Source organism: Pseudomonas sp. ACN5, from assembly GCF_002303975.1.
In the GTDB taxonomy this organism is placed as follows: Bacteria; Pseudomonadota; Gammaproteobacteria; order Pseudomonadales; family Pseudomonadaceae; genus Aquipseudomonas; species Aquipseudomonas laurylsulfatiphila.
This window is the reverse complement of sequence record NZ_MRCP01000008.1, coordinates 235,026-259,065: the sequence shown is the minus strand read 5'-3', so window position 1 is coordinate 259,065 and position 24,040 is coordinate 235,026. Positions and strand designations below refer to the sequence as shown.

Here is a 24,040-nt window from a genome sequence, read left to right as displayed (position 1 = left end):
ATCGCGAGCTGGCATGACAATGCGATTGTTTTTTGTAGGGTTAATCATCGGCGCCCCTTGAAGCCGGATTTTGCGGCCCCATATAGCTGGGCAGAAGCGCGAGTTGAGCTCGCGGACGATATTGAAAGGAGAAATCTATGGCTGACGAACAGACAGTGGATACGCAAAACCCAGACGCCAACCAGGCGCCCGAGGCTTCGGGTGAAGACCTGGCGGCTCGTGTACAAGTGCTCGAAGAGCAACTGGCAGGCGCTCAGGATCAGGCTTTGCGTGTAGCCGCCGATCTGCAGAACGTCCGCCGTCGCGCCGAGCAGGATGTGGAGAAGGCTCACAAGTTCGCGCTGGAAAAATTCGCCGGCGACCTGCTGCCGATCGTCGACAGCCTGGAGCGTGGCCTGGAGCTGTCCAGCCCGGACGACGAAAGCATCCGTCCGATGCGCGAAGGCATCGAGCTGACCCTGAAAATGTTCCACGACACTCTCAAGCGTTATCAGCTTGAAGCGATCGACCCGCATGGCGAACCGTTCAACGCCGTTCACCATCAGGCGATGGCCATGCAGGAAAGCGCCGATGTCGAGCCGAACAGCGTTCTGAAGGTGTTCCAGAAGGGCTATCAGCTCAATGGACGCCTGCTGCGCCCGGCGATGGTCGTGGTCAGCAAGGCGCCTGCGCCGGTTTCGCCTTCGATTGACGAACAGGCTTGAAATCCGCCGCAAGGCCCCCATTTATAAGTCAAGCGTTTAAGTGCTACCGCAGTTAGCCACCACTGCTGCGGCAACCAAATCCAAAGTTTCGGGAGAGTGAACATGGGCAAAATTATCGGTATCGACCTGGGGACTACCAACTCCTGCGTCTCCGTGCTGGAAAACGGCAAGGCAAAAGTTATTGAAAACGCTGAAGGCGCGCGTACCACGCCGTCGATCATCGCTTACGCCAACGATGGCGAAATCCTGGTTGGCCAGTCGGCCAAGCGTCAGGCAGTGACCAATCCGCATAACACCCTGTATGCGGTGAAGCGTCTGATCGGTCGTCGTTTCGACGAAGAAGTCGTGCAGAAAGACATCCAGATGGTCCCTTACAAGATCGTCAAGGCTGAGAACAGTGACGCCTGGGTTGAGGTGAACGGCCAGAAAATGGCACCGCCACAAATCTCGGCTGAAATCCTGAAGAAAATGAAGAAGACCGCCGAAGACTACCTCGGCGAGACCGTGACTGAGGCGGTGATCACCGTTCCGGCCTACTTCAACGACAGCCAGCGTCAGGCGACCAAAGACGCCGGCCGCATCGCCGGTCTGGACGTGAAACGTATCATCAACGAACCAACCGCTGCTGCTCTGGCTTACGGTATGGACAAGGCCAAGGGCGATCACACCGTGATCGTTTACGACTTGGGCGGCGGTACTTTCGACGTTTCCGTGATCGAGATCGCTGAAGTCGATGGCGAGCACCAGTTCGAAGTACTGGCCACCAACGGTGACACGTTCCTGGGCGGTGAAGACTTTGACATTCGTCTGATCGACTACCTCGTCGACGAATTCAAGAAAGAAAGCGGCATGAACCTCAAGGGTGACCCGCTGGCCATGCAGCGCCTGAAAGAAGCCGCTGAAAAAGCCAAGATCGAACTGTCCTCGAGCCAGTCGACCGACGTGAACCTGCCGTACATCACTGCAGACGCCACCGGTCCTAAGCACCTGAACGTGAAGATCTCCCGCGCCAAGCTGGAAGCATTGGTGGAAGACCTGGTTCAGCGCACCATCGAACCTTGCCGCATCGCAATGAAAGATGCCGGTATCGACGTTGGCGCGATCAACGACGTGATCCTGGTGGGCGGTCAGACCCGTATGCCACTGGTTCAGAAGCTGGTCACCGAGTTCTTCGGCAAAGAAGCGCGTAAAGACGTCAACCCGGACGAAGCAGTTGCCATGGGTGCTGCCATCCAGGGCGCGGTACTGGCCGGTGACGTGAAGGACGTTCTGCTGCTCGACGTCAGCCCGCTGACCCTGGGTATCGAAACCATGGGTGGCGTGATGACCGCGCTGATCGAGAAAAACACCACGATTCCTACCAAGAAATCGCAAGTGTTCTCGACTGCCGACGACAACCAGGGCGCCGTGACCATTCACGTGCTGCAGGGCGAGCGTAAGCAAGCCGCACAGAACAAGTCCCTGGGCAAGTTCGACCTGGCCGACATTCCACCAGCTCCACGTGGCGTGCCGCAGATCGAAGTGACCTTCGACATCGACGCCAACGGCATCCTGCACGTAGGTGCGAAGGACAAGGCCACCGGCAAGACTCAGTCGATCGTGATCAAGGCCAACTCCGGTCTGTCCGACGAGGAAATCGAACGCATGGTGCGTGATGCCGAGGCTAACGCCGAGGAAGACCGCAAGTTCGAAGAACTGGCCGCTGCCCGTAACCAGGGTGATGCACTGGTTCACTCGACGCGCAAAATGGTGACCGATGCCGGCGATAAAGTGACTGCCGAAGAGAAGACTGCAATCGAAGCTGCCGTAGTTGCCCTGGAAGCCGCCGTCAAAGGCGACGACAAGGCCGCTATCGACGCCAAGGTTGAAGAGCTGTCGAAAGTCTCCGCTCCAGTGGCGCAGAAGATGTACGCCGAACAGGCTCAGCCTGCTGAAGGCACTGCACCGCAGGGCGAATCGGCTGAGAAGGCTGACGACGTTGTCGATGCCGAGTTCGAAGAAGTCAAAGACCACAAGTAAGTTGTTGGTCGGCCGGTTGACTGCCTTTAGGCGGTGACTGGTAGGATGTCGCCGCGCGGGAGCTTGCTCCCGCGTTGGCGTATCTGGAATACGCGAATTTTTACAGCATGCGACGAAGTTCGGATGCTGCTGGCATGGCCGGGAATGCTCCTGCTTTCCGAGCCGAAAGTGCCACTTTGAAACAAAGACCAGGATCGTTGAATTGACGTGAGTTGGGTCCGGGCCTGTATTGGGGCTCAACGAGTTCGGCAGACTCAGGAGGGTTTTGCCGGACGTCCTCAAGAGTGCAAAGACTTATGGCAAAGCGTGACTATTACGAAGTGTTGGGTGTTGAGCGTGGCTCAAGCGAAGCGGACCTGAAAAAGGCTTACCGTCGCCTGGCGATGAAGCACCACCCGGACCGTAATCCCGATGACAAGGCGTCGGAAGAGATGTTCAAGGAGGCCAACGAGGCCTACGAAGTGCTGTCGGATTCCAGCAAGCGCGCGGCGTACGACCAGTACGGCCATGCCGGTGTCGATCCGAGCATGGGCGGCGGCGGTGCCGGTTTCGGTGGCCAGAACTTCTCCGACATCTTTGGCGATGTCTTCAGTGACTTCTTCGGTGGCGGTCGCGGCGGTTCCCGTGGCGGCGCTCAGCGCGGCAGTGACTTGCGCTACACCCTGGAGCTGGACCTGGAAGAAGCGGTACGCGGCACGACCGTGAATATCCGCGTTCCGACGCTGGTCAATTGCAAGCCGTGCGATGGCTCCGGTGCGAAGAAGGGTTCTTCGCCGGTGACCTGTCCGACGTGCGGCGGTATCGGCCAGGTGCGCATGCAGCAAGGCTTCTTCTCGGTGCAGCAGACCTGCCCGCGCTGCCATGGCCAGGGCAAGATCATTTCCGATCCGTGCGATTCCTGCCACGGCGAAGGTCGTGTCGAAGAGTACAAGACCCTGTCGGTGAAAGTGCCGGCCGGCGTCGATACCGGTGACCGCATTCGTCTGTCCGGCGAAGGCGAGGCGGGTGCCCAGGGTGGCCCGACTGGCGATCTGTACGTGGTGATCAACGTGCGCGAGCACTCGATCTTCCAGCGTGATGGCAAGCACCTTTTCTGCGAAGTGCCGATCAGCTTCGTCGATGCGGCGCTGGGTGGCGAGCTGGAGATTCCGACCCTTGATGGCCGGGTCAAGTTGAAGATCCCTGAAGGGACCCAGACCGGCAAGCAGTTCCGTGTGCGTGGCAAGGGTGTCGCCCCTGTGCGTGGCGGTGGTGCGGGCGACTTGATGTGCCGTGTGGCGGTCGAGACGCCGGTCAACCTGAGCCGTCGCCAGCGTGAAATGCTCGAGGAATTCCGCAGTTCGCTGGCGGACGACAACAGCCATTCGCCGAAAACCACAGGCTGGTTCGAAGGCGTGAAACGCTTCTTCGGCGATTTGTAAGGAGACAGGCATGCGACGTATAGCAGTGATGGGCGCCGCCGGGCGCATGGGCAAGACCCTGATTGAAGCGGTGCAGCAGGCGCCGGGCGCCGGGTTGACGGCGGCAGTGGATCGTCCTGACAGCACGCTGGTCGGTGCGGATGCTGGTGAGCTGGCGGCTATCGGTCGCATCGGCGTGCCGCTGTCCGGCGATCTGGATCGGGTGGTCGACGAGTTCGACGTGCTGATCGACTTCACGCACCCGACGGTGACCCTGAAGAACCTGGCTTTCTGCCGTAAACACGGCAAGGCGATGATCATCGGGACCACGGGCTTCAGTGTTGAAGAAAAGCAGTTGCTGGCGGATGCGGGCAAGGACATTCCGATTGTCTTCGCGGCCAACTTCAGTGTCGGGGTCAACCTGTGCCTGAAGTTGCTCGACACGGCTGCTCGCGTATTGGGTGACGACGTCGATATCGAAATCACCGAAGCTCACCATCGGCATAAAGTCGACGCGCCGTCCGGCACTGCCGTGCGCATGGGCGAGGTAATTGCCGATGCGCTGGGTCGTGACCTGAAGAAAGTGGCGGTGTATGGCCGTGAAGGCCAGACGGGTGCGCGTGATCGTGAAACCATCGGCTTCGCCACTGTGCGTGCCGGCGACATCGTCGGTGATCACACCGTGCTGTTCGCCGCCGACGGCGAGCGTGTCGAGATCACCCACAAGGCGTCCAGTCGCATGACCTTCGCCAAGGGTGCGGTACGTGCTGCATTGTGGCTGGACGGGCGCGAACCTGGCCTTTACGACATGCAAGACGTGCTCGATCTGCGTTAAGATGCACCCGAAATCGGGCTCGCGCACAGCGTTTGAGCCCGGTTTTGTTCCGCCAAGCGACGTCCTGTCGCATTCTCCAGCCTTTAAGGCTCATTGGCGGTAGACCGAAAAGGCCTTTTTCTGTAAGCTACAGCTTTAGTGTGTCCACTAAAAGCGCGCAGAATAATTCAGTGAAGAAGCGGGGTGACGTGTCCATACGTCACTCCGCTTTTTTACAACCTGCGATCGCCCTTTCAGGCTTTATTTACGGGAGGTCTTCTTGACTAAGCCAGCCATACTCGCCCTTGCTGATGGCAGCATTTTTCGCGGCGAAGCCATTGGAGCCGACGGTCAGACCGTTGGTGAGGTGGTGTTCAACACCGCAATGACCGGCTATCAGGAAATCCTTACCGATCCTTCCTACGCCCAACAGATCGTTACCCTGACTTATCCGCACATCGGCAACACCGGCACCACGCCGGAAGACGCCGAGTCCAACCGCGTCTGGTCCGCTGGCCTGGTCATCCGTGACCTGCCTCTGGTGGCGAGCAACTGGCGTAACACGATGTCCCTGTCCGATTACCTGAAGGCCAACAACGTTGTGGCCATCGCCGGTATCGACACCCGCCGCCTGACGCGCATCCTGCGTGAAAAAGGCGCGCAGAACGGCTGCATCATGGCCGGTGACAACATTTCCGAAGAAGCCGCCATCGCCGCCGCCCAGGGTTTTCCTGGTCTGAAAGGCATGGATCTGGCGAAGGTTGTCAGCACCAAGGACAGCTACGAATGGCGCTCGACTGTCTGGGATCTGAAAACCGACAGCCACGCGACCATCGAGGCTTCCGAGCTGCCGTACCACGTGGTTGCCTACGACTACGGCGTCAAGGTGAACATCCTGCGCATGCTGGTCGAGCGCGGTTGCCGCGTGACCGTGGTGCCGGCGCAAACCCCTGCTGCCGATGTGCTGGCGCTGAAGCCGGACGGCGTGTTCCTGTCCAACGGCCCTGGTGATCCGGAGCCATGCGACTACGCGATCCAGGCGATCAAGGACGTGCTGGAAACCGAGATCCCGGTCTTCGGTATCTGCCTCGGTCACCAACTGCTGGCCCTGGCCTCCGGTGCCAAGACCCTGAAAATGGGTCACGGTCACCACGGCGCCAACCACCCGGTCCAGGACCTGGACACCGGTGTGGTGATGATCACCAGCCAGAACCACGGTTTTGCCGTGGACGAAGCCACCCTGCCGGCCAACGTTCGCGCGATCCACAAATCGCTGTTCGACGGCACCCTGCAAGGGATCGAGCGTACCGACAAGAGCGCCTTCAGCTTCCAGGGTCACCCGGAAGCCAGCCCTGGCCCGAACGACGTGGCGCCATTGTTCGATCGCTTCATCAACGAGATGGCCAAGCGACGCTGATCGCTCGCCTTGATGTAGCAAAGCTTGAGGGTGGCCGCACACTGGCGGCCCCCTCAAGTCTTCAGAGATTGAACAAGACGGCTTGCCGACTGACCTGCGGATTTGAGTGACAAACCCATGCCAAAACGTACAGACATTAAAAGCATCCTGATTCTCGGCGCTGGCCCGATCGTGATCGGCCAGGCCTGCGAATTCGACTACTCCGGCGCCCAGGCCTGTAAAGCCCTGCGCGAGGAGGGTTACCGCGTCATCCTGGTGAACTCCAACCCGGCCACCATCATGACCGACCCGGCCATGGCCGACGCCACCTACATCGAGCCGATCAAGTGGCAGACCGTTGCCAAGATCATCGAGAAAGAACGTCCGGACGCGCTGCTGCCGACCATGGGTGGCCAGACCGCCCTGAACTGCGCCCTGGACCTGGAGCGCGAAGGCGTTCTGGAGAAGTTCGGCGTAGAGATGATCGGTGCCAACGCCGATACCATCGACAAGGCTGAAGACCGTTCGCGTTTCGACAAGGCGATGAAGTCCATCGGCCTGGCGTGCCCGCGTTCCGGTATCGCTCACAGCATGGAAGAGGCCAACGCGGTCCTCGAGAAGCTCGGCTTCCCGTGCATCATCCGTCCGTCCTTCACCATGGGCGGCACCGGTGGCGGTATCGCTTACAACCGTGAAGAGTTCGAAGAAATCTGCGCCCGTGGTCTGGACCTGTCGCCAACCAAAGAGCTGCTGATCGACGAATCGCTGATCGGCTGGAAAGAATACGAGATGGAGGTTGTCCGCGATAAGAAGGACAACTGCATCATTGTCTGCTCCATCGAAAACTTCGACCCGATGGGCGTGCACACCGGTGACTCGATCACCGTGGCTCCGGCACAGACCCTGACCGACAAGGAATACCAGATCCTGCGTAACGCCTCCCTGGCGGTGCTGCGCGAGATCGGCGTGGAAACCGGTGGTTCCAACGTTCAGTTCGGTATCTGCCCGAACACCGGCCGCATGGTCGTGATCGAAATGAACCCGCGCGTATCCCGTTCCTCGGCGCTGGCTTCGAAAGCCACTGGCTTCCCGATCGCCAAGGTCGCGGCCAAGCTGGCTGTGGGCTACACCCTCGACGAGCTGTCGAACGACATCACCGGCGGCAAGACCCCGGCGTCTTTCGAACCGTCCATCGACTACGTCGTGACCAAGCTGCCACGTTTTGCCTTCGAGAAGTTCTCCAAGGCTGATGCACGCCTGACCACTCAAATGAAGTCGGTCGGTGAAGTCATGGCCATCGGCCGTACCTTCCAGGAATCCTTGCAGAAAGCCCTGCGCGGCCTGGAAGTCGGTGTTTGCGGCCTGGACGAGAAGGTTGATCTGAGCAACCCGGAAAGCATGAGCGTGCTCAAGCGCGAGCTGACCGTGCCGGGCGCCGAGCGTATCTGGTATGTGGCGGACGCCATGCGCGCCGGCATGAGTGTTGAAGACATCTTCGGCATGACCATGATCGATCCTTGGTTCCTGGTGCAGATGGAAGACCTGATCAAGGACGAAGAGAAGGTCAAGACCCTGGGTCTGACCAGCATCGACCGTGACCTGATGTTCCGCCTCAAGCGCAAAGGCTTCTCCGACATGCGCCTGGCCAAGCTGCTGGGTGTGACCGAGAAGGCCTTGCGTGCCCATCGTCACAAGCTGGAAATCTTCCCGGTCTACAAGCGCGTCGACACCTGCGCTGCCGAGTTCGCCACCGACACCGCTTACCTGTACTCGACGTACGAAGAAGAGTGCGAAGCGGCGCCATCGGGTCGCGACAAGATCATGATCCTGGGCGGCGGTCCGAACCGTATCGGCCAGGGCATCGAGTTCGACTACTGCTGCGTACACGCGGCACTGGCCCTGCGCGATGACGGTTACGAAACCATCATGGTCAACTGCAACCCGGAAACCGTTTCCACCGACTACGACACCTCCGATCGCCTGTACTTCGAGCCGGTGACCCTGGAAGACGTGCTGGAAATCGTTCGCGTCGAGAAGCCGAAAGGCGTGATCGTCCAGTACGGCGGCCAGACCCCGCTGAAACTGGCTCGCGCGCTGGAAGCCGCTGGCGTGCCGATCATCGGTACCAGCCCTGACGCCATCGACCGTGCCGAAGACCGTGAGCGCTTCCAGCAAATGGTTCAGCGTCTGAACCTGCGTCAGCCGCCAAACGCCACCGTGCGCAGCGAAGACGAAGCCATTCGTGCCGCGGCCAAGATCGGTTACCCGTTGGTGGTGCGCCCGTCCTACGTACTGGGCGGTCGTGCGATGGAAATCGTCTACGAAGAAGAAGAACTCAAGCGCTACCTGCGTGAAGCGGTTCAAGTGTCCAACGACAGCCCGGTGCTGCTGGACCACTTCCTCAACTGCGCCATCGAGATGGACGTGGATGCGGTCTGCGACGGTAAAGATGTGGTAATCGGCGCGATCATGCAGCACATCGAGCAGGCCGGTGTTCACTCCGGTGACTCCGCGTGCTCGCTGCCGCCGTACTCGCTGCCGGCGCACATCCAGGACGAGATGCGCGAACAGGTCAAGAAAATGGCCCTGGAACTGGGCGTGGTCGGCCTGATGAACGTGCAGTTGGCGCTGCAAGGCGAAGACATTTACGTCATCGAAGTCAACCCGCGCGCTTCCCGTACCGTACCGTTCGTGTCCAAGTGCATCGGTGTTTCCCTGGCGATGATCGCAGCACGCGTGATGGCCGGTAAAACCCTGAAAGAGCTGGGTTTCACCAAGGAAATCATCCCGAACTTCTACAGCGTGAAAGAGGCGGTGTTCCCGTTCGCCAAATTCCCTGGCGTTGACCCGATCCTCGGCCCAGAGATGAAGTCGACCGGTGAGGTGATGGGCGTGGGCGACACCTTCGGTGAAGCGTTCGCCAAGGCCCAGATGGGTGCCAGCGAAGTGTTGCCGACCGGCGGTACTGCGTTCATCAGCGTACGTGACGACGACAAGCCACTGGTTGCGGGCGTGGCTCGTGATCTGATCAACTTGGGCTTCGAAGTGGTTGCCACTGCCGGGACTGCCAAGCTGATCGAGGCTGCAGGTCTGAAGGTGCGCCGTGTGAACAAGGTGACCGAGGGTCGTCCGCACGTGGTCGACATGATCAAGAATGACGAAGTCACGCTGATCATCAACACCACCGAAGGTCGACAGTCGATCGCTGATTCGTACTCCATTCGTCGTAATGCCCTGCAGCACAAGATTTACTGCACCACCACCATTGCTGCTGGCGAAGCCATCTGCGAAGCGCTGAAATTCGGTCCCGAGAAGACCGTGCGCCGCTTGCAGGATCTACACGCAGGATTGAAGGCATGAGCATAACGAAGTACCCAATGACCGTTCAGGGCGCTCGCGCCCTGGAAGAAGAGCACACTCACCTGACCAAGGTCGTTCGTCCGAAGCTCAGCCAGGACATCGGTACGGCCCGCGAGTTGGGTGACTTGAAGGAAAACGCCGAATACCACGCTGCCCGCGAGCAGCAGGGTATGGTCGAGGCGCGGATCCGTGACATCGAAGGCCGCATGCAGAACGCGGTGATCATCGATGTGACGACCATTCCTCACACCGGCAAGGTGATTTTCGGCACCACCGTCGAAATCGCCAACGTCGAAACCGATGAAAGCGTGACTTACCAGATCGTTGGTGAGGACGAGGCTGACATCAAGCTGGGCAAGATTTCCGTCGGTTCGCCGATCGCTCGCGCCTTGATTGCCAAGGAAGAGGGTGATGTGGTCGCCGTGAAAACGCCTGGCGGTGTTATCGAGTACGAGATTGTCGAAGTTCGCCACGTCTGAAGGCCGGCGCCCGTTTCGTGCGGGCGCCATGCTTTGGCAGCTGACCCAGATGTTGTGGGTCGGTGGCTTGTGGCTGTTGCAAGTGGGTCTGTTGCCGGTGCTAGGCCGAATTGGCCTGGCGCCGCTGCTGATCGACGAAATTGCAGGCACGTTCAATGCGTTGGTAGTGGGATTCGCTACGGCGTGTTTGATTTTTCAGGCTTTGGTGCTGATGAGGGCCGAGGGCCTTGTCAGTCTATGGCGGGATATACGCGGGCAACTGCTGTTGATGGCACTGTATGCGTGCGCGATGTACTTCGTGGTGCGCTTCGGTTGGCCGGATGCGCTGCGTTGGCAGGCGTTCAGCTATCTTGTTCTGGGCTTTTCCGGGCTGGTGCTGGTGTTGCAGCCGGTGCCGGGGTGGAGTGGCAGGGTGCGCCAGGCACACCCTTGACCCTTGCCATCACTTGAAGCGATGGACGTTCGACAGCTGCTTGTTGACGCTGAAGTTCTTGCGGTAGATCAGCGCCATCTTGCCGATGACCTGGACCAGATCCGCTTTGCCGACCTTGCAGAGCTCTGCAATGGACGCCAGGCGCGATTCGCGATCGAGGATGTTGAGCTTGATCTTGATCAGCTCGTGATCCGCCAAAGCGCGTTCGAGTTCGGCTAACACACCTTCAGTCAAACCATTGTCTGCCACAATCAAAACCGGTTTCAGATGGTGGCCAATGGATTTGTACTGTTTCTTCTGCTCTTGAGTGAGCGGCATAATCTGACCCCTGCGTCTGATCTTGTAAAAAGCGGCGGCCAGTTTACCCGAGCGAGTCCGGGACCGCCCAGTTAATCACGACCCGTTTTAATTCCGAGGTATCCCGTGGCCCGTTCCAAGACAAGCCTTAAGTGGCTGCAAGAACATTTCAACGACCCATTCGTCAAAATGGCACAGAAAGACGGGTACCGTTCCCGCGCCAGCTACAAACTGCTGGAAATCCAGGAAAAGGACCGTTTGATCCGCCCGGGCATGAGCGTAATCGACCTGGGTGCGGCTCCGGGTGGCTGGTCGCAGGTGACCAGTCGTCTGATTGGCGGGCAGGGCACACTGATCGCTTCTGACATTCTTGAAATGGACAGCATCCCCGACGTCACCTTTATTCAGGGCGACTTTACCGAGGATGCCGTGCTGGCCCAGATCCTCGACGCGGTCGGAAATAAAGAAGTAGACCTTGTGATTTCCGACATGGCCCCCAATATGAGTGGATTGCCGGCCGTTGATATGCCGCGCGCGATGTTCCTGTGCGAATTGGCACTGGATCTGTCGACGCGGGTGCTCAAGCCCGGTGGTGATTTTTTGATCAAGATCTTCCAGGGCGAAGGTTTCGACGAATTCCACAAGAGCGTTCGCCAGCAGTTCGAGAAGGTGCAGATGCGCAAGCCGACCTCGTCGCGCGACCGTTCTCGCGAGCAGTACCTGCTGGGTCGCGGTTTCCGCGGTCGCAGTGAGGAATGAGTGAATTTTCGATCGGGGTGATAGGATTTTTGTATTACGCCTTGTCAGAATTAGCGAATATTGTGTAGGAAGTGTTTCACAAAGGGTTACAGACGGCGCCTGCCAAGTCGTAGGTAATGTAGTAAGTTAGGCCGGTGAATATCATGCGAAGCGCGCGCCAGTAGCGGAGCTTGCTTCAGAGGGTAGTTAATTGAACGATATGGCAAAGAATCTGATCCTGTGGTTGATCATCGCGGCTGTCCTGGTGACGGTGATGAACAACTTCTCCAGCCCTAACGAGCCGCAGACCCTCAACTATTCCGACTTCATCCAGCAGGTCAAGGATGGCAAGGTCGAGCGCGTGGCGGTTGATGGCTACGTGATTACCGGCAAACGCAACGATGGCGACAGCTTCAAGACCATTCGCCCGGCGATCCAGGACAACGGCCTGATCGGCGATCTGGTGGACAACCACGTCGTGGTCGAAGGCAAGCAGCCTGAGCAGCAAAGCATCTGGACCCAACTCCTGGTCGCCAGCTTCCCGATCCTGGTGATCATCGCCGTGTTCATGTTCTTCATGCGGCAGATGCAGGGCGGTGCGGGTGGCAAGGGCGGGCCGATGAGCTTTGGCAAGAGCAAGGCGCGCCTGCTCTCCGAGGATCAGGTGAAAACTACCCTGGCTGACGTTGCCGGTTGCGACGAAGCCAAGGAAGAAGTCGGTGAGCTGGTCGAGTTCCTGCGCGATCCGGGTAAGTTCCAGCGCCTGGGTGGCCGCATTCCTCGCGGTGTGCTGATGGTCGGTCCTCCGGGTACCGGTAAAACCCTGCTGGCCAAGGCGATCGCTGGCGAAGCCAAAGTACCTTTCTTCACCATTTCCGGCTCCGACTTCGTCGAGATGTTCGTCGGTGTGGGTGCCAGCCGTGTTCGCGACATGTTCGAACAGGCCAAGAAACATGCTCCATGCATCATCTTCATCGACGAAATCGATGCGGTCGGTCGCCATCGTGGCGCAGGCATGGGTGGTGGTCACGACGAACGCGAGCAGACACTCAACCAGTTGCTGGTCGAGATGGACGGCTTCGAAATGAATGACGGCATCATCGTGATTGCCGCGACCAACCGTCCTGACGTGCTGGACCCTGCGTTGCTGCGTCCAGGCCGTTTCGACCGTCAGGTTGTGGTCGGTCTGCCGGACATTCGTGGCCGCGAACAGATTCTCAAGGTTCACATGCGTAAAGTGCCAATGGGTGATGACGTTGCTCCGGCCGTGATCGCTCGTGGTACCCCGGGCTTCTCCGGTGCCGACCTGGCCAACCTGGTGAACGAGGCATCGCTGTTCGCTGCCCGTGCTGGCAAGCGCATCGTCGAAATGAAAGAGTTCGAACTGGCGAAAGACAAGATCATGATGGGCGCCGAGCGCAAGTCCATGGTCATGTCCGAGAAAGAAAAGCAGAACACGGCTTATCACGAAGCGGGCCACGCCATTGTGGGGCGCGTCGTGCCTGAGCATGATCCGGTGTACAAGGTGTCGATCATCCCGCGCGGTCGTGCGTTGGGTGTGACCATGTTCCTGCCGGAAGAGGATCGTTACAGCCTGTCCAAGCGTGCATTGATCAGCCAGATCTGCTCGTTGTATGGCGGTCGTATCGCAGAAGAAATGACCCTGGGCTTCGATGGCGTGACCACTGGTGCTTCCAACGACATCATGCGTGCCAGCCAGATTGCGCGGAACATGGTGACCAAGTGGGGGCTTTCGGAAAAACTCGGCCCGTTGATGTATGCCGAAGAAGAGGGTGAAGTGTTCCTCGGTCGCGGCGGTGGCGGTCAAAGTGCAAGCTTCTCCGGTGAGACGGCCAAGCTGATCGACTCCGAAGTGCGCAGCATCATCGATCAGTGCTACGGCACGGCGAAGCAGATCCTCACCGACAACCGTGACAAGCTCGATGCCATGGCTGATGCCTTGATGAAGTACGAAACCATCGATGCCGAGCAGATCGACGACATCATGGCGGGTCGTACGCCTCGCGAGCCGCGCGACTGGTCGGGTGGCACGGGTACTTCCGGCACCCCGCCGGTGGTACAGGATGAGCGTCCGGAAACACCGATCGGCGGTCCTGCTGCTGACGTATAAGGTTTGAAATGACTTCTGTTCAGTCCTCGACCCGGTTGCCTTGCGGCAACCGGGTTCTTGATTTGGCCCAGACGCATGTCATGGGTATCCTCAATGTCACTCCAGATTCGTTCTCCGATGGTGGTCAATACAGCCAGCTCGACGCGGCCTTGCGCCACGCCGAAGCCATGGTGGCGGCCGGCGCGACGCTGATCGATGTCGGTGGCGAATCCACCCGTCCTGGTGCCAGGGCGGTTTCGCCGCTGGAGGAGCTGGAGCGCGTAGCGCCGATTGTCGAGCGCATTGCTCGCGAGCTGGACGTCATCATCTCGGTCGATACCTCAACGCCAGCCGTCATGCGTGAAACTGCGCGTCTGGGTGCCGGGTTGATCAATGACGTACGTTCGTTGCGTCGCGATGGTGCGCTGGATGCTGCGGCGGCCACCGGTCTGCCGGTTTGCCTGATGCATATGCTGGGCGAGCCAGGCGATATGCAGGACAATCCGCAGTATCAGAACGTTACAAGGGAAGTCGGTGAGTTTCTCGCCGAGCGCATGGTTCAGTGTTCATTGGCGGGTATTCCAGCGGAGCGGATCATTCTTGATCCCGGCTTTGGTTTCGCCAAGACCTTGCAGCACAATCTGAGCTTGTTCAAACATATGGAAGCCCTGCATGCCCTGGGGCGGCCCCTGTTGGTCGGGGTTTCGCGAAAGAGCATGATTGGTCAGGCATTGAATCGTCCGGTGGGAGACCGGCTGTATGGCGGTTTGGCGCTCGCGGCGCTGGCTTCGGCGAAAGGTGCGCGTATATTGCGCGTCCATGATGTAGCCGAAACAGTGGATGTGGTGCGGATGATCGCCGCAGTGGAATCAGCCGAATAAGAATGATGGAGCACTTATGAGCAAAAAATATTTTGGCACCGATGGTATTCGTGGGCGTGTCGGTGAATACCCGATTACTCCTGATTTCATGCTCAAGCTCGGCTGGGCTGCCGGCATGGCGTTCCGCAAGATGGGCGCCTGCAAGGTATTGGTAGGCAAGGACACCCGGATCTCCGGCTACATGTTCGAGTCCGCACTTGAGGCGGGGCTTACCTCCGCAGGTGCCGATGTGATGCTCCTGGGACCAATGCCGACCCCGGCGATCGCCTACCTGACGCGCACCTTTCATGCCGAGGCCGGCATCGTGATCAGTGCGTCGCACAATCCGCATGATGACAACGGCATCAAGTTCTTCTCCGGCAAAGGCACCAAGCTTCCGGATGAGGTTGAGCTGATGATCGAAGAGTTGCTCGATACGCCAATGACCGTGGTGGAGTCGAGCAAGATCGGCAAGGTGTCGCGAATCAACGATGCGTCGGGGCGCTATATCGAATTCTGCAAGAGCAGCGTGCCCACCGGCACCAGCTTCACTGGCCTGAAGATCGTGATCGACTGCGCTCACGGTGCGACTTATAAAGTGGCGCCGAGTGTGTTCCGTGAGCTGGGCGCAGAAGTCGTCGTGCTATCGGCGCAGCCGAACGGGTTGAACATCAACGACAATTGCGGTTCGACCCACATGGGGCCGCTGCAGGCTGCCGTCGTGGCTGAGCATGCTGATCTGGGTATCGCCTTCGATGGTGATGGCGATCGCGTTCAGATGGTCGACCACACGGGTGCGGTGGTCGATGGCGACGAGTTGCTGTTCATCATTGCCCGTGATCTGCATGAGCGCGACAAGCTGCAGGGCGGCGTGGTCGGAACCCTGATGAGTAACCTGGGGCTGGAATTGGCCTTGGCTGACCTCGGTGTTCCCTTCGTGCGTGCCAATGTCGGTGACCGCTATGTGATTGCCGAATTGCTGGAGCGCAACTGGATCGTGGGTGGTGAAAACTCCGGACACATCGTGTGCTTCAGTCACACCACCACGGGTGATGCAATCATTGCTGCGCTGCAGGTGCTGATCGCGCTGAGCACGCGGGATGAAAGTCTGGCGCAGGCTCGTCAGGCGCTGCGCAAGTGCCCTCAGGTACTGATCAATGTGCGCTTCGGCGGTGGTGCAAACCCCCTTGAGCATCCATCGGTCAAGGAGGCCAGCGAGCGTGTAACCCAGGCGATGGCAGGGCGTGGGCGTGTGTTGTTGCGCAAGTCCGGAACCGAACCGCTGGTGCGTGTGATGGTCGAAGGCGAAGACGAAACCCTGGTTCGCGGCTATGCCGAAGAGCTGGCAAAACTGGTTACTGAAGTTTCTGCCTGAATTCGGCTTGCCAGCCTTGATTGTGTTGGGTAACATCTGCGCCCACTTTGACCGACGAGGTACAGCATGCGTCGCCCTATGGTAGCTGGTAACTGGAAGATGCACGGTACCCGCGCCAGCGTCGCTGAGCTGATCAACGGCCTTCGTGACTTGGCCTTGCCGAGCGGTGTTGATGTCGCGGTATTCCCGCCTTTTCTGCATATCAATCAAGTGATTGATGGCCTGAAAGGAAAGTCGATTTCGGTCGGCGCGCAGAATTCTGCGGTGGAGTCCGGGCAAGGTGCGTTGACTGGTGAAGTTGCACCGAGTCAGTTGGTGGATGCAGGTTGTTCCCTGGTGCTTGTCGGGCACTCCGAGCGCCGCCAGATCATGGGCGAGCAGGACGGAATGCTGATCCGCAAGTTCGCAGCGGCGCAGGCATGTGGCTTGATTCCGGTGTTGTGCATAGGGGAAACCCTTGAGCAGCGTGAAGCCGGAAAGACTCTTGAGGTTGTCTCGCGTCAGCTGGGCAGTATCATTGAGGAGCTGGGTGTCGGTGCCTTTGCCAAGGCAGTGATCGCTTACGAGCCGGTCTGGGCCATTGGTACCGGGCTGACTGCAACGCCGCAACAGGCGCAGGATGTGCACGCAGCCATTCGCGCCCAGTTGGCGGCAGAGAATTCTGAAGTCGCACAAGGTGTGCGGCTTCTATACGGCGGCAGCGTGAAGGCGGCCAATGCGGTCGAACTGTTCGGCATGCCGGATATCGATGGGGGTCTCATTGGTGGGGCTTCCCTGAATGCAGATGAGTTCGGTGCGATTTGTCGCGCCGCGGGAAACTGAAAAAATGCTGGAAACAGTCGTAGTCGTTTTTCATCTGCTGGGTGCATTGGGCGTAGTAGCTCTGGTTTTGCTGCAGCAGGGTAAAGGTGCGGACGCTGGTGCGTCTTTCGGAGCAGGTGCTTCAAATACTGTGTTCGGAAGCCAAGGTTCCTCTACCTTTCTTAGTAAGTTTACTGCTATACTTGCCGCAGGTTTTTTCATAACCAGCTTAGGGTTAGGTTACTTTGCTAAAGAGAAGGCTCAACAGCTGACTCAAGTAGGTCTCCCAAATCCAGCGGTACTGGAAGTTCCAAAGCAACAACCGGCTTCTGATGATGTCCCGGTGCTTCAAGAGCAAAAGTCGGCTACTCCAGCGACTGACGTGCCTCCAGCTCAAGAGCAGAAGTAAGAAGGGTTTCAAACGTAGTATTGCCGAGGTGGTGGAATTGGTAGACACGCAACCTTGAGGTGGTTGTGCCCATAGGGTGTAGGGGTTCGAGTCCCCTTCTCGGTACCAATTAGTCAGGAGAGCCCGCTGTTGCGGGCTTTCTTGCAGGTGGAAGGTTACATTGACCCTGTAGGGGATCGGTCGTATACTTCCGCCCCAGCTTTGTCGCGGGGTGGAGCAGTCTGGTAGCTCGTCGGGCTCATAACCCGAAGGTCGTCGGTTCAAATCCGGCCCCCGCAACCAGTTTAAGGAGCCCCTTTTAAGGGGCTTTTTGTTAGCTGGACACTTTCTACGCCGCTGTTCGACGGCGTTTCAAGGATGGGCGTTTCGCCCATTTTTTTATTTTGCATAGCATGCACATACATGCACTAGGGGGTTCAGGTGTCGAGCAAGCTAGAAGAGTTGCAGGCCTTGCTGGCCCCGGTGGTCGTGGCCCTAGGCTATGAATGCTGGGGTATCGAGTTTTCGGCTCAGGGTCGTCACTCGATGTTGCGCGTTTATATCGATAAAGAAGGCGGCGTGCTGGTGGACGATTGTGCCATCGTCAGCCGTCAGATCAGCGGTGTGCTGGATGTTGAAGATCCGATCTCCGTTGAATACACCCTTGAAGTTTCCTCGCCTGGCATGGAACGCCCTCTGTTCACTCTTGAGCAGTTTGCAAAATTTGCCGGTGAACAAGTGAAGATCAAGCTGCGCTCGCCTTTTGAAGGACGACGCAACTTTCAGGGCCTTCTGCGCGGCGTAGAAGAGCAGGATGTCGTGGTGCAGGTAGAAGACCATGAGTTCCTGTTGCCGATCGATATGATCGACAAGGCCAACATTATTCCCAGTTTTGACTGAGGCGTGCCAGATACTGCGGATCCCGCGGATCCAATGGCTTGCGAAAGGCGAGGCGTACGATGAGCAAAGAAGTACTGCTGGTTGTTGAGTCGGTATCCAACGAAAAGGGTGTACCGGCAAACGTGATTTTTGAAGCGCTGGAGCTGGCCCTGGCCACTGCGACCAAAAAGCGTTTCGAAGACGAAGTTGATCTGCGTGTGGAAATCAATCGCCACACGGGTGCCTACGAGACTTTCCGTCGCTGGACGGTCGTCGAAGAGGCAGACCTGGACGATCCGGCCATCGAAACCTGGCCGAGCAAGGTTGCCGAAACGCACCCTGGCGCCAAGGTCGGTGACGTTGTCGAAGAGAAAATCGAGTCCATCGAATTCGGCCGCATTGCTGCACAGACTGCCAAGCAAGTCATCGTGCAGAAAGTTCGCGAAGCCGAGCGCGCTCAGGTTGTTGACGCTTATCGCGAGCGCCTGGGTGAAATCATCTCCGGCACCGTGAAAAAAGTCACCCGCGACAACGTGATCGTTGATCTGGGCAACAACGCCGAAGCGTTGCTGGCCCGTGAAGACATCATTTCTCGCGAAACTTTCCGGGTTGGCGTGCGTCTGCGTGCGCTGCTCAAGGAAATCCGCACCGAGAACCGCGGCCCGCAGCTGATCCTGTCGCGTACCGCGCCGGAAATGCTGATCGAGTTGTTCCGCATCGAAGTGCCGGAAATTGCCGAAGGCCTGATCGAAGTGATGGCTGCGTCCCGTGATCCGGGATCCCGCGCCAAGATCGCCGTCCGCTCCAAGGACAAACGCATCGACCCGCAAGGCGCTTGCATCGGTATGCGCGGTTCGCGCGTCCAGGCAGTGTCGGGTGAGTTGGGCGGTGAGCGTGTTGACATCGTTCTGTGGGACGACAACCCGGCTCAGTTCGTGATCAACGCCATGTCCCCGGCCGAGGTTGCGGCAATTATCGTTGACGAAGATGCCCATGCAATGGACATCGCCGTTGGCGCAGACAATCTGGCTCAGGCCATTGGTCGCGGTGGTCAGAACGTGCGTCTGGCCAGCCAGTTGACTGGCTGGACCCTGAACGTGATGACCGAATCGGACATCCAGGCTAAGCAGCAAGCAGAAACCGGCGACATCCTGCGCAACTTCATCGACGAGCTGGAAGTCGACGAAGAACTGGCTCAGGTGCTGGTAGATGAAGGCTTCACCAGCCTGGAAGAGATTGCCTACGTACCGCTGGAAGAAATGCTCAACATCGACGGCTTTGACGAGGAAATCGTCAACGAGCTTCGCGCTCGTGCCAAGGATCGCTTGTTGACCAAAGCCATCGCTACTGAGGAAAAGCTGGCAGACGCCCATCCGGCCGAAGACCTGCTCTCGCTTGAGGGTATGGACAAGGATTTGGCGATGGAACTGGCGGTGCGCGGCGTAGTTACCCGCGAAGACCTGGCCGAGCAGTCTATTGACGACCTGCTCGACATCGACGGCATTGACGATGATCGTGCCGGCAAGTTGATCATGGCCGCCCGAGCCCACTGGTTCGAGTAATTAGGCGCGGCCTGAGGAGAGAAGTGCATGACGCAAGTCACGGTGAAACAACTGGCCGATGAGGTCAAAACACCGGTAGAGCGCCTGTTGCAGCAGATGCGTGAGGCAGGTCTGCCGCACACCGCCGCCGAAGAAAGTGTGACTGACAGTGAGAAGCAATCGTTGCTGACTCACTTGAAAAGCAGCCACAAGGCGAAAGTGGAAGAACCACGCAAGATTACGCTGCAGCGTAAAACCACCAGCACCCTGCGGGTTGCTGGCAGCAAAAGCATCAGCGTTGAAGTACGCAAGAAGAAAGTCTTCGTACAGCGCAGCCCGGAAGAAATCGAAGCCGAGCGCAAGCGTGAACTGGATGAACGTCGCGCAGTAGAAAATGCTGCACGTCAGAAGGCTGAAGAAGAAGCCAAGCGTCGCGCCGAAGAAGAAGCGCGTCGCCAGCCTGCTGCTGCGCCGACCGCTCCAGCTGAACCTGTTGCAGCGCCTGCTGTGGTAGCCGAGCCAGTGCGTGAAAGCGCACCGGTTGTGGCCGCTGCTCCGGCACCTGCTGCAGACACTCGCAAGCGCGACGAACAGCGTCGTCCGGACAAACCACGTGCCGACGACAACAATCGTCGCGGTGGTGGCGATGGCGAGCGCAAAAACGCTCCGCATCGTGCTTCGGTCAAGGAAAAGGCGCCAGCGCCACGCGTTGCCCCACGTACTACCGACGAAGAAAGCGATGGCTTCCGTCGTGGTGGTCGCGGTAAGGCCAAGCTGAAGAAGCGCAACGCCCACGGTTTCCAGAGCCCGACCGGCCCTGTCGTGCGCGAAGTGAAGATCGGCGAGACCATCACTGTGGGCGATCTGGCCCAGCAGATGTCGGTCAAGGCTGCTGAAATCATCAAGTTCATGTTCAAACTGGGTACTCCAGCGACCATCAACCAGGTACTGGATCAGGAAACTGCCCAACTGGTTGCCGAAGAGCTGGGCCACAAAGTGACCCTGGTCAGCGACACCGCCCTGGAAGATTCCCTGGCCGAGTCCCTGAAGTTTGAAGGCGAAGCCGTTTCCCGTGCGCCGGTCGTGACCGTAATGGGCCACGTTGACCACGGTAAGACTTCCCTGCTCGACTACATCCGTCGTGCCAAGGTTGCTGCTGGCGAAGCCGGCGGCATCACCCAGCACATCGGCGCATACCACGTTGAAACCGACCGTGGCATGGTGACGTTCCTCGACACCCCTGGTCACGCCGCGTTTACCGCGATGCGTGCCCGTGGTGCCAAGGCGACCGACATCGTGATCCTGGTGGTTGCAGCGGACGACGGCGTGATGCCGCAAACCATCGAAGCTGTTCAGCATGCTCAGGCTGCTGGCGTTCCGCTGGTTGTCGCTGTGAACAAGATCGACAAACCAGGTGCTGACCTCGATCGCATCCGTAGCGAACTGTCGGTACACGGCGTGACTTCCGAAGAGTGGGGTGGCGATACTCCATTCGTACCGGTTTCGGCGAAGATGGGTACCGGTGTAGACGAACTGCTCGAAGCCGTTCTGCTGCAAGCTGAAGTCCTGGAACTGACTGCAACCCCATCGGCTCCTGGCCGTGGTGTCGTGGTTGAATCCCGCCTGGACAAGGGCCGTGGCCCGGTGGCTACCGTGCTGGTTCAAGACGGTACCCTGCGTCAGGGCGACATGGTCCTGGTCGGTTCGAACTATGGCCGCGTTCGCGCCATGCTCGACGAGAACGGCAAGCCAATCAAGGAAGCCGGTCCGGCCATCCCTGTCGAGATTCTCGGCCTGGACGGTACCCCGGACGCTGGCGACGAGATGAGCGTGGTTGCCGACGAGAAGAAAGCCCGTGAAGTGGCTCTGTTCCGTCAAGGCAAGTTCCGCGAAGTCAAACTGGCTCGCGCTCACGCCGGCAAGCTGGAAAACATCTTCGAAAGCATGGGTCAGGAAGAGAAGAAGACGCTCAACATCGTCCTCAAATCCGACGTCCGTGGTTCGCTCGAAGCGTTGAACGGCGCCTTGAACGGCCTGGGTAACGACGAAGTGCAAGTGCGTGTGGTCGGTGGCGGCGTCGGTGGTATCACCGAATCTGATGCCAACCTGGCACTGGCCTCCAACGCTGTACTGTTCGGCTTCAACGTGCGTGCCGATGCCGGCGCGCGCAAGATCGTCGAGCAGGAAGGTCTGGATATGCGTTACTACAACGTGATCTACGACATCATCGAAGACGTCAAGAAAGCCCTGACCGGCATGCTCGGCAGCGATGTTCGCGAGAACATCCTGGGCATCGCCGAAGTGCGTGACGTGTTCCGCTCGCCGAAGTTTGGCGCGATCGCCGGTTGCATGGTTATCGAAGGTGTTGTGCACCGTAACCGTCCAATCCGTGTACTGCGTGAAGACATCGTTATCTTCGAAGGCGAGCTGGAATCCCTGCGCCGCTTCAAGGATGACGCTTCCGAAGTACGTGCCGGCATGGAATGCGGTATCGGCGTGAAGAGCTACAACGACGTCAAGGTCGGTGACAAGATCGAAGTCTTCGAGAAGGTGCAGGTTGCTCGCAGCCTCTAACTCGCGCACTTCAGGAGCCGTGACGGGGAGCCGCATGCAAATGCGCAATTCGTCACCAGGACTCTAAACGCAACGCCCGGTCTGGCTTTTGTCAGGCCGGGCGTTTGCCGCTTTCAGACCTTGCGGGTTTCACCGTGGGGCAGTTACAGGTAACAAGACATGGCAAAAGAATACAGCCGTACCCAACGTATCGGCGATCAGATGCAGCGTGAGCTGGCACAACTGATCCGTCGTGAAGTCAAAGACCCGCGCGTCGGCCTGGTCACCATTACTGCAGTGGAAGTCAGCCGTGACGTCGGTCACGCCAAGATCTTCATCACCGTGATGGGTCAGGACAGCGCCGAAGAAATCGCACAAAGCATCAAGGTGCTGAACTCCGCCGCCGGTTTCCTGCGCATGCAGCTGGCTCGCGAGATGAAGCTGCGCAGCGTTCCACAGCTGCACTTCCACTACGACGAAAGCGTCGTGCGTGGTGCGCATCTGTCGGCATTGATCGAGCGCGCAGTGGCTGAAGACAATCAGCATCCGGTTACGGCAGAAGCCGAAGACACCAAGGAGTAATCGGTGGCTCAGGTCAAACGTATCCGTCGCAACGTCAGCGGCATTATCCTTCTCGACAAGCCGCTGGGGTTCACCTCCAACGCGGCCTTGCAGAAGGTTCGCTGGTTGCTGAACGCCGAAAAGGCAGGTCATACCGGCAGTCTCGATCCCTTGGCCTCCGGCGTGTTGCCGCTGTGCTTCGGCGAGGCCACCAAGTTCTCGCAATACCTGCTCGACTCCGACAAGGGTTACGAAACCCTGGCGCAACTGGGCAAGACCACCACCACGGCGGATGCCGAAGGTGAAGTTTTGCAGGAGCGCCCGGTGACCGTTGGTCGCTCCGATATCGAGGCTGTACTGCCGAAATTTCGTGGGCAAATCAGTCAGATACCGCCGATGTACTCGGCGCTCAAGCGTGATGGCCAGCCGCTGTACAAGCTGGCTCGTGCAGGCGAAGTAGTGGAGCGCGAACCGCGTTCTGTTACTATTACGCGCTTGGAATTGCTGGCCTTCGAAGGAGATACTGCGCGGCTGGCGGTGGATTGCAGCAAAGGCACCTATATCCGTACCCTGGTGGAGGATATCGGTGAGCAACTCGGTTGTGGCGCTTACGTTGCTGAACTGCGACGTACCCAGGCCGGGCCATTCACCCTGGCGCAGACGGTTACTCTCGAAGAGCTGGAAGCTGTACATGCCGAAGGCGGCAACGAAGCGGTCGATCGCTTCCTGATGCCATCGGACAGCGGCCTGCTGGATTGGCCACTGTTGCAGTTCTCGGAAGCGAGTGCGTTCTACTGGCTCAACGGCCAGCCGGTACGTGCCCCGGATGCACCGAAGTTCGGCATGGTGCGGGTACAGGATCACAATGGTCGCTTCATCGGTATCGGTGAAGTGAGCGAAGACGGGCGCATCGCGCCGCGTCGACTGATTCGGTCAGAATGACCGAACGAGGGTGGCTGTTAACAGGCACGGTCACTACTCATTTTTAGATACAGGGATTTGTCCCTGGCCTGTTGAAACTGTTTTTCGACAAACAGTTTCCTGATAAAAGGATTGCCTCATGGCTCTCGACGTTCAAGAAAAAGCTCAAATCGTTGCTGACTACCAGCAAGCTGTTGGTGACACTGGTTCGCCAGAAGTGCAAGTTGCACTGCTGACCGCCAACATCAACAAGCTGCAAGGTCACTTCAAGGCCAACGGTAAAGACCACCACTCCCGTCGTGGTCTGATCCGCATGGTTAACCAGCGTCGTAAGCTGCTGGACTACCTGAAAGGCAAGGATCTGGGTCGCTATCAGACTCTGATCGGTCGCCTGGGTCTGCGTCGCTAATA

General features: G+C 58.7%; 21 protein-coding genes and 2 tRNA genes. 22 read left to right on the top strand and 1 reads right to left on the bottom strand.

The annotated features are described in order from the left end of the window. The first annotated feature begins 137 nt into the window (after positions 1-137). From grpE to BSF40_RS17125, 8 genes are all read left to right on the top strand, one after another. Positions 138-704: a nucleotide exchange factor GrpE gene (gene grpE, locus BSF40_RS17160; protein ID WP_007973134.1), complete on the top strand. Its 567-nt coding sequence runs from the start codon at positions 138-140 to the stop codon at positions 702-704. Between the two features lie 102 nt (positions 705-806). After that, positions 807-2,723, top strand: coding sequence for a molecular chaperone DnaK (gene dnaK, locus BSF40_RS17155; RefSeq protein WP_095965948.1), 1,917 nt, complete (start codon positions 807-809; stop codon positions 2,721-2,723). A gap of 296 nt (positions 2,724-3,019) precedes the next feature. After that, on the top strand, positions 3,020-4,144 hold the full coding sequence (gene dnaJ, locus BSF40_RS17150; RefSeq protein WP_007973132.1) for a molecular chaperone DnaJ: 1,125 nt from the start codon (positions 3,020-3,022) through the stop codon (positions 4,142-4,144). A gap of 10 nt (positions 4,145-4,154) precedes the next feature. Beyond that, positions 4,155-4,958 (top strand): 4-hydroxy-tetrahydrodipicolinate reductase, encoded by an 804-nt coding sequence (gene dapB, locus BSF40_RS17145; RefSeq protein ID WP_095965947.1) that lies wholly within the window; start codon positions 4,155-4,157, stop codon positions 4,956-4,958. A 259-nt stretch (positions 4,959-5,217) separates the two neighbouring features. Then, positions 5,218-6,354 (top strand): glutamine-hydrolyzing carbamoyl-phosphate synthase small subunit, encoded by a 1,137-nt coding sequence (gene carA, locus BSF40_RS17140; protein ID WP_095965946.1) that lies wholly within the window; start codon positions 5,218-5,220, stop codon positions 6,352-6,354. 117 nt (positions 6,355-6,471) lie between these two features. Continuing rightward, positions 6,472-9,693 carry a carbamoyl-phosphate synthase large subunit gene (gene carB, locus BSF40_RS17135; RefSeq protein WP_015093434.1) on the top strand — a complete coding sequence of 1,074 codons (3,222 nt, stop codon included), beginning with the start codon at positions 6,472-6,474 and terminating at the stop codon, positions 9,691-9,693. A 2-nt stretch (positions 9,694-9,695) separates the two neighbouring features. Beyond that, on the top strand, positions 9,696-10,172 hold the full coding sequence (greA, locus tag BSF40_RS17130) for a transcription elongation factor GreA (RefSeq protein ID WP_032829443.1): 477 nt from the start codon (positions 9,696-9,698) through the stop codon (positions 10,170-10,172). A 28-nt stretch (positions 10,173-10,200) separates the two neighbouring features. Further along, positions 10,201-10,605: an MFS transporter gene (locus BSF40_RS17125; protein WP_095965993.1), complete on the top strand. Its 405-nt coding sequence runs from the start codon at positions 10,201-10,203 to the stop codon at positions 10,603-10,605. Positions 10,606-10,614: 9 nt separating this feature from the next. On the opposite strand, the gene BSF40_RS17120 is transcribed toward BSF40_RS17125, so the two are convergent. Beyond that, a complete protein-coding gene (locus BSF40_RS17120) occupies positions 10,615-10,923 on the bottom strand; it encodes a YhbY family RNA-binding protein (RefSeq protein WP_007942889.1) in 309 nt (102 codons plus the stop codon). Positions 10,924-11,028: 105 nt separating this feature from the next. On the opposite strand from BSF40_RS17120, the gene rlmE reads away from it, so the two are divergent. The 14 genes from rlmE (at position 11,029) to rpsO (ending at position 24,038) form a co-directional block, all read left to right on the top strand. Beyond that, on the top strand, positions 11,029-11,661 hold the full coding sequence (rlmE, locus tag BSF40_RS17115; protein WP_007988685.1) for a 23S rRNA (uridine(2552)-2'-O)-methyltransferase RlmE: 633 nt from the start codon (positions 11,029-11,031) through the stop codon (positions 11,659-11,661). 199 nt (positions 11,662-11,860) lie between these two features. Beyond that, positions 11,861-13,771 (top strand): ATP-dependent zinc metalloprotease FtsH, encoded by a 1,911-nt coding sequence (gene ftsH / locus BSF40_RS17110; RefSeq protein ID WP_015093436.1) that lies wholly within the window; start codon positions 11,861-11,863, stop codon positions 13,769-13,771. A gap of 8 nt (positions 13,772-13,779) precedes the next feature. Further along, complete coding sequence (gene folP, locus BSF40_RS17105) at positions 13,780-14,631, top strand: dihydropteroate synthase (RefSeq protein ID WP_095965945.1); 852 nt, start codon at positions 13,780-13,782, stop codon at positions 14,629-14,631. A 16-nt stretch (positions 14,632-14,647) separates the two neighbouring features. After that, positions 14,648-15,985 carry a phosphoglucosamine mutase gene (glmM, locus tag BSF40_RS17100; RefSeq protein ID WP_095965944.1) on the top strand — a complete coding sequence of 446 codons (1,338 nt, stop codon included), beginning with the start codon at positions 14,648-14,650 and terminating at the stop codon, positions 15,983-15,985. 66 nt (positions 15,986-16,051) lie between these two features. Then, positions 16,052-16,807 (top strand): triose-phosphate isomerase, encoded by a 756-nt coding sequence (gene tpiA / locus BSF40_RS17095; protein ID WP_095965943.1) that lies wholly within the window; start codon positions 16,052-16,054, stop codon positions 16,805-16,807. A 4-nt stretch (positions 16,808-16,811) separates the two neighbouring features. Further along, positions 16,812-17,195 carry a preprotein translocase subunit SecG gene (secG, locus tag BSF40_RS17090; protein WP_010463489.1) on the top strand — a complete coding sequence of 128 codons (384 nt, stop codon included), beginning with the start codon at positions 16,812-16,814 and terminating at the stop codon, positions 17,193-17,195. Between the two features lie 22 nt (positions 17,196-17,217). Further along, positions 17,218-17,303: transfer RNA gene (locus BSF40_RS17085), tRNA-Leu, on the top strand. A 97-nt stretch (positions 17,304-17,400) separates the two neighbouring features. Further along, positions 17,401-17,477: transfer RNA gene (locus BSF40_RS17080), tRNA-Met, on the top strand. Positions 17,478-17,615: 138 nt separating this feature from the next. Beyond that, positions 17,616-18,074, top strand: a complete 459-nt coding sequence (gene rimP, locus BSF40_RS17075) for a ribosome maturation factor RimP (protein WP_007973115.1) — start codon at positions 17,616-17,618, stop codon at positions 18,072-18,074. 59 nt (positions 18,075-18,133) lie between these two features. Further along, a complete protein-coding gene (nusA, locus tag BSF40_RS17070; protein WP_007973112.1) occupies positions 18,134-19,615 on the top strand; it encodes a transcription termination factor NusA in 1,482 nt (493 codons plus the stop codon). A gap of 27 nt (positions 19,616-19,642) precedes the next feature. After that, positions 19,643-22,168 (top strand): translation initiation factor IF-2, encoded by a 2,526-nt coding sequence (gene infB, locus BSF40_RS17065; protein WP_007973110.1) that lies wholly within the window; start codon positions 19,643-19,645, stop codon positions 22,166-22,168. A 159-nt stretch (positions 22,169-22,327) separates the two neighbouring features. After that, positions 22,328-22,729 carry a 30S ribosome-binding factor RbfA gene (gene rbfA / locus BSF40_RS17060; protein ID WP_008047443.1) on the top strand — a complete coding sequence of 134 codons (402 nt, stop codon included), beginning with the start codon at positions 22,328-22,330 and terminating at the stop codon, positions 22,727-22,729. A gap of 3 nt (positions 22,730-22,732) precedes the next feature. Then, entirely contained in the window at positions 22,733-23,650 is a 918-nt protein-coding gene (truB, locus tag BSF40_RS17055; protein WP_007973105.1) for a tRNA pseudouridine(55) synthase TruB, read from the top strand. Between the two features lie 118 nt (positions 23,651-23,768). Beyond that, positions 23,769-24,038 (top strand): 30S ribosomal protein S15, encoded by a 270-nt coding sequence (gene rpsO / locus BSF40_RS17050; RefSeq protein WP_015093441.1) that lies wholly within the window; start codon positions 23,769-23,771, stop codon positions 24,036-24,038. The last annotated feature ends 2 nt before the right edge of the window (positions 24,039-24,040 follow it).